The sequence below is a fragment of the Streptomyces sp. NPDC007162 genome (genome assembly GCF_040634175.1).
In the GTDB taxonomy this organism is placed as follows: Bacteria; Actinomycetota; Actinomycetes; order Streptomycetales; family Streptomycetaceae; genus Streptomyces.
Genome location: NZ_JBEYFC010000547.1, coordinates 1 through 5,648, shown reverse-complemented (window position 1 = coordinate 5,648; position 5,648 = coordinate 1). Strand labels below are relative to the sequence as shown.

Below are 5,648 nucleotides of genomic sequence, written 5' to 3'. Positions count from 1 at the left end.
CTGTCCACCGAGGACCGCGAGGGCCTCGCCAAGGAGCCCCGCACGACCCTCAACCGGCTGCTGTTCCCGGCCCCGACCCGCGAGTTCGAGGCCCACCGCCAGACCTACGGCGACACCAGCGTCCTCGACAGCAAGGACTTCTTCTACGGGCTGCGCCCGGGCAAGGAGTACGCGGTCGACCTGGAGCCCGGCGTCCGGCTGCTGATCGAGCTGCAGGCCGTCGGCGAGGCCGACGAACGCGGTATGCGCACGGTGATGTCGAGCCTGAACGGCCAGCTGCGGCCGATCCAGATCCGCGACCGCGCCGCGGCCTCCGACATCCCGGCCACCGAGAAGGCCGACCGCGGCAACCCGGGGCATGTCGCGGCCCCGTTCGCCGGAGTCGTCACCCTCGCGGTGACCGAGGGAGCGGAGGTCGAGGCGGGGGCCACGGTCGCCACGATCGAGGCCATGAAGATGGAGGCCAGCATCACCGCCCCGAAGGCGGGCCGGGTCTCCCGGCTCGCCATCAACCGCATCCAGCAGGTGGAGGGCGGCGACCTGCTGGTCGAGATCGCCTGACCCCGAAGACGGCGAGCGACGCACCAGCCCCCGCCCAGCCCATCCACGGCCACGCCACGGCTGTCGCGGTCTCCCCGGCGACCGCGACAGCGCACCCGCCCCTGCGTCGCCGCTGTGCGCGCCGCGGTTGACGCGGTGATCCCGGCGTCCGCGACGGCGCGAGCCCACCGCGGCGTACGCGGCGTCGGCCACCGTACCTGCCCCGGTCGCCGCGTCCCCCGCTACGAGCGGACGAAGTGGGCGCGCAGTCGCGCCTTCAGCAGGTTCGGGTCGCGTTGGGTGAGGTAGGCGGCGCCGGCCACGTACACGTCCCGGCCCTGCACCGCCAGCGAGGTCGGGTTGGACAGGCCCTCCTGCACCGTGAGGACGGTGGCGCGGGTGCCGTCCGGGCGGACCAGGACGACCTCGTTGGAGGGGTTCAGCGCGGCGAGCACGAGGTCGGAGTGCCCGGGGAAGACGAAGTCGTCGACGCCGGTGAGGCCCGTCGCCCTCGTCTCGACGGTCCCCGCCGAGCCGTCCTCGCCCACCGGGATGCGCAGCAGGGTTCCCAGGTCGCTGTCGGTCACCCAGACCGCGTCCTTGTGGACCTTGACGCCGTTGGCCCCGAACCCGCCGGCCGGGCCCGGCAGGTGGGCCAGGGCGCTGCCCGTGGCCCACGCCGTGGGGGTGCCGCCCGCCTGCGGGACGCGCCACACGGTGCCGAGCACCGAGTCGGCGGCGTAGAGCACACCGTGCCGCTCGTCGAGGGCCAGACCGTTGGGCAGGCCGTCCGACGGCAGTGCGGCGATCTGCTCGGGCGTGCCGCCCCCGGCCGGGACGCGCCAGATGCCGGTCCTGCCGGTGCCGGTGGCGTAGTTGACGTACAGCGTGCCGTCGTGGGCGCGGGCCAGGCCGAGCGTGACGGCGCTGTTCAGCAGGGGAGTGCGGGGGCTGCGCTCGGCCGGCAGGGTGGCGAGGACGCGGACCCTGCGCTCCCGGGTGACCCTGGCGACCTGCCGGGCGAACGCGAAGGACACGTCGACCGAGCCGCCGCGCTCGGCGACGACGTTCTCGGGGGTCTGGCCGGCGGCCAGATCGAAGTGCGCGATGACACGGGGGTTCGAGACGAGCGGCTCGTCGCTCGCGGCCGGAGCCGTCGCGAGCAGGCCGATCACGAGCGCGGCCGGGGCGACCACGGCCGTGCGGGGGAATCGGGGCATGTGACCTCTTTCGACGGGAGCGCAGGGCTCCGGCGTACCGGTCACACCAAAATGACGGCCCCTCGGCCCCTTGCGAGGTCAGCCCCGGCCGGGACGTCGCCCGCCCGGCGCACGACGTGGCCCCGCATGCCGCGCAGCCGGGTGACGGTTGCGCTCAGTACCACAGCGGGATGGTCATGACCTGCGTGAATCCCTCCGGCCTCGCGCCGGAGTAGGTCATGCTCAGCCGCGTGAACTGCTGGACGTCCGGGTGCTTCTTCCACGCCGTCGGGCGGTCGAGCCGTACCGTCACGGGGTAGCGGTGGAAGGTACCGGCCGCGCAGTACGGCTTGCAGTCGTTCACCCAGTTCACACCCTGGGCGACCGCGCTGTTGTCGTTCCACCGGACCCAGTGCATACCGGCGAGCCGGCTGTTGCCGTCGCCGCACGCCAGGATGAAGTCGGCGGGCCGGTACCGCTGGTGCCACAGGCAGTCGACGAGTACGGGGTGCCGGGCCGCCCGCGGCGCGGCCGGCGTCGGCGGCGTCGCGGAGGCCGTCGTCATGCCTGCCGTGAGCAGCAGGGCCGCCCCGAGTCCGATCACCGTTCCCAGCACTGGTCTGCGCATGGTCGCTCCCGCCCGTTCCGCCGTACATGTTCTCTTCGACGCTACGACCGTCGCGCGAGATGTACCACTTGCGGAGTAATCACCGCCCAGAAGGGTGAAGTGCCGGTTCCGGTGCGCGCGGATTCAGCCGTGCTTGACGGTCAGGCCGTAGAACGCGACCCGGGCGCCGTCGGTCGTGCTGTCGGAGGACGACTGGTTGTACGAGCCCGCCTTGAAGTACTGCTTGTACTGGTGGAAGGAGGACGGTATGGCGTAGTGGGTCGTGGTGCCGTTGACGGTCAGGTCGATGGTGTTCCCGCCGGAGACCGCGATGGTGTACGTCCAGGTCTTGCCGATCGGTACGTGGCCCACGCTGTGCGGGGTCTGGCCGCCGTCCGGGGAGTTCTCGGTGCCCAGCACGATGTCGCCGCCCGAGTGGTAGTACAGCTCCAGCAGCGGCTTGGTGGAGGAGCCGCCGGTGCCGAGGTGGATCTGGCCCACGCACACGTTCTTGGTCACCGAGACCACCCGCAGTGTCGCGCTCATCCTGTGGCTGCCGCTCAGCGACCAGTCGGCGGCGCTGCCGTCCCGGTTCATCTCGCGCAGTTCGGAGCGGGCGTAGCTGGAGTTCGGGGTGGTGACGCCCTTCTCGGGTGCCCAGAAGGTCATCGCCCCGTCGCGGGTGTCGGTGTAGAAGTACGCGTCCTGGTAGCCGTTCGCGCCCTGCAGCCGGGACGAGGGGATGGTGGTGGGCGAGCCGGGGGAGCCGACCGGCTCCTGGAGCTGCCATACGGACAGGTCGAAGTTGCCGCCGGGCGCGACGCCCGGGTTCGCCGCGTCCGCGCGGCCGCCGGACAGGACGGTGAGAGCGAGGGCGAGGCCCGCGGCGGCGGGCGTCGCGAGCAGCCGGGAAGGGTTCACGGGGGGTCCTTTCGTCAGAGGGCTGCTCCGGAGCCCACCCGACGAGGTTCATGTGGGTGAACTCCGGATGCATCCGTAACCGTCGATGACCCGTGAAGCTAAAGGTCCGGACCAGCCCCGTCAAGGGTTCAGCAGGCGCCCTCGTCCTGCCAGGGGCCCCACTCCGAGGCGCCGGGCACCTCGTTCTGGGTCCACCACTTGGCCTTCCAGTTGTGGCTGTTGTACGAGACCTCGTTCCCGGCCGTGTACACCGCGGTCGCGCTCCAGGCGGTCTTGCACGAGGTGGGCGTGGGTGTCGGGGTCGGCGTGGGGGTGGGGGTGGTGGTCGGTGGGGTGACTCCGGCGAACTTCACCGAGTACTTGGCGAAGTCCCAGGCGCCCTGCGCCACGCTGGAGCAGGTCCCGGACGTGGTGCCGTTGTTGTCGACCGGGGTGCACGGGCGGTCGCGGTTCAGGGACCAGAACGTGAAGCGGTCCATGTTGTGGCTCGTCGCGTAGTCGAGCACGGTCTGGAAGTCGGCCTGGGTGAAGTACTCGCCGGTGTCGCTGCGCCCGTTCATCCCCGAGAAGCCCTCGTGGGCGTAGGCGGTCGCCTGGTCCCAGCCGAAGGTGGACTGCAGGATCGAGTTGAAGTTGGTGAGCGCGCCGGTCTGCGAGGCGGCCCCGCTGAAGCCGCCGTCGAACGGCATGATGGAGAAGTTGTCGGGCGTGAACCCCTGCGACTTCGCCTCCAGCAGCATCTGCTTGCCGAACCACCCGGTGCCGTCCGCCGTGCCGGGCGTCGTCACCGACACGTACAGGCCCGGGTTGTTCTGCTGGAGGATCTTCGCGGCGCCGATCTCGTTCTTGATCGCCGCGGTGTTCTCGTACTCCGGCTCCTCCAGGTCGAAGTCGATGGCGTGCAGCCCGTACTTGGTGATGACCTGCTGGTAGGCCGCCGCGGTGGAGGCCGCGTCCGCGCAGGTCTGGCCCAGCTTGGTGCCGCCGTAACCGCCGATGGAGGCGGAGACGTCGCCGCCCTTGGCCCGGATCGTGTTGATCACCGACTGGACGGCGGTGTCCGAGGAGACCGCCGCCGTGCCGCCCCAGGTGGGCGAGCAGCCGCCGCCGTTCGGGGCCAGGACGAACGCCAGCTGGAAGGCCTTGAGGCCGGTGGCGTCCATGATGGCGGCCGCGTCCGGCGGGTTGTTGTCCAGCGGCATCAGATAGGGGGCGGCCGCGTACCACCGGTTGCTCAGCGCGGTGGTCGCGCCCGAGGCGTTGCTCGCGACGAGCGCGGTGGTGCCGGCGGCGGCGAGGGTGACGGCGGCGGCCGCGCCCAGACATGCGCGAAGGGGTCTCACTGGTGCCTCCAGGGGGCGGGGAGGTGGGGTGGGTCCCAGCTTCCGAAGCTGTCGCGCTCACGTCAATGAATTGGACTGGACCAAAGCCCCCTTTGGACTAGACCATGCGATTTCTTTACTCGGCCGGACGGAGCAGTTCCAGCGTCCCGAACCGCACCTTCACACCGGGTGACCAGAGCACGCTGACCGGCGGCCCGGCCATCGCAGGCAGGCCCGCCGCCGCCACCAGCTCGTCGTCCAGCCCGAGGAGTTCCGCCCGGTGCAGCGGCCAGGGCGCATGCTCGTTCGGCAGGTGCGCGGTACGGCCGTGCCAGGTCACGTGCAGCCCCCAGCGCGCGGTCAGGAAGTGCTCCAGCGGCGAGGGCTCGGCGATCGGCGCTCCGATCCGCACGACCGCCCGGCTCGCGGCCGCCGGGCGCCGCCGCCGGCAGGTGTAGGTGATCACATCGCCTTCGCGGCGCAGGAGCATCGCGGACCAGACGTACGGCAGCCCGAACCCCATCCGGCCCACCAGCACCGGGATCAGCCGGGTCGCGTCGAGCGACCTGAACACCACCCCGCGCCGGCCGTGCCCGTCCACCGAGTACAGCCGTACGTTCGTCTCGCAGAAGGTGCCCAGGTACGGCAGCCCCGGGCCCGGCCCGAAGCCGGTGCCCCGCATCAGGAACGGGACGAGCCCGACGTAGGTGACCCCGTCCAGGGTGTCCGGCCGGGTGCCGGCGGGCAGCAGTCCTGCCACGTGCTCCGGCTCCACCGGCCAGTGCAGGAAGGTCAGCTGGTGCCACTGCTGCACCATCGTCGGCCATCGCACGGGCCGCGGGGTGGACGGGGTTGTGGGCTCGGTCGCCGCGGTCTCCATGGCACCGGTGATAGCACGCCAGTGCGGTCCGGCAGGAGCGTTCCGGGGCACTGCTCGGGCACACCCGGCGGAACGGGCCGGGTCTCCTCGTGCACACCTGCCCTTGCATCAGCCTGCCGGCTGACCCTCGCGAGAGTTGCGCACCGAGAGCGGCTGACATCTCCCGCAGGGCCGGCGTC

Annotated in this window: 6 protein-coding genes; 1 reads left to right on the top strand and 5 read right to left on the bottom strand. The window is 71.7% G+C overall.

What is annotated here, in order from left to right:
* Positions 1-561 (top strand): biotin/lipoyl-containing protein (locus tag ABZ646_RS38735; RefSeq protein ID WP_360530041.1); only part of this gene is annotated, 561 nt, incomplete at its 5' end.
* Positions 562-782: 221 nt separating this feature from the next.
* Here the strand turns inward: ABZ646_RS38735 and ABZ646_RS38730 are convergent.
* The 5 genes from ABZ646_RS38730 to ABZ646_RS38710 form a co-directional block, all read right to left on the bottom strand.
* The gene (locus ABZ646_RS38730) at positions 783-1,760 is read right to left on the bottom strand and encodes a hypothetical protein (RefSeq protein WP_360530038.1); all 978 of its coding nucleotides are present in this window, start codon (positions 1,758-1,760) and stop codon (positions 783-785) included.
* Between the two features lie 154 nt (positions 1,761-1,914).
* The gene (locus ABZ646_RS38725; protein ID WP_360530035.1) at positions 1,915-2,367 is read right to left on the bottom strand and encodes a hypothetical protein; all 453 of its coding nucleotides are present in this window, start codon (positions 2,365-2,367) and stop codon (positions 1,915-1,917) included.
* 123 nt (positions 2,368-2,490) lie between these two features.
* Entirely contained in the window at positions 2,491-3,267 is a 777-nt protein-coding gene (locus ABZ646_RS38720; protein ID WP_360530032.1) for a polysaccharide lyase family 7 protein, read from the bottom strand.
* Positions 3,268-3,395: 128 nt separating this feature from the next.
* Positions 3,396-4,610: a carbohydrate-binding protein gene (locus ABZ646_RS38715; protein WP_360530029.1), complete on the bottom strand. Its 1,215-nt coding sequence runs from the start codon at positions 4,608-4,610 to the stop codon at positions 3,396-3,398.
* A gap of 115 nt (positions 4,611-4,725) precedes the next feature.
* Positions 4,726-5,406 (bottom strand): DUF2071 domain-containing protein, encoded by a 681-nt coding sequence (locus ABZ646_RS38710; protein WP_360530044.1) that lies wholly within the window; start codon positions 5,404-5,406, stop codon positions 4,726-4,728.
* Positions 5,407-5,648 lie beyond the last annotated feature (242 nt).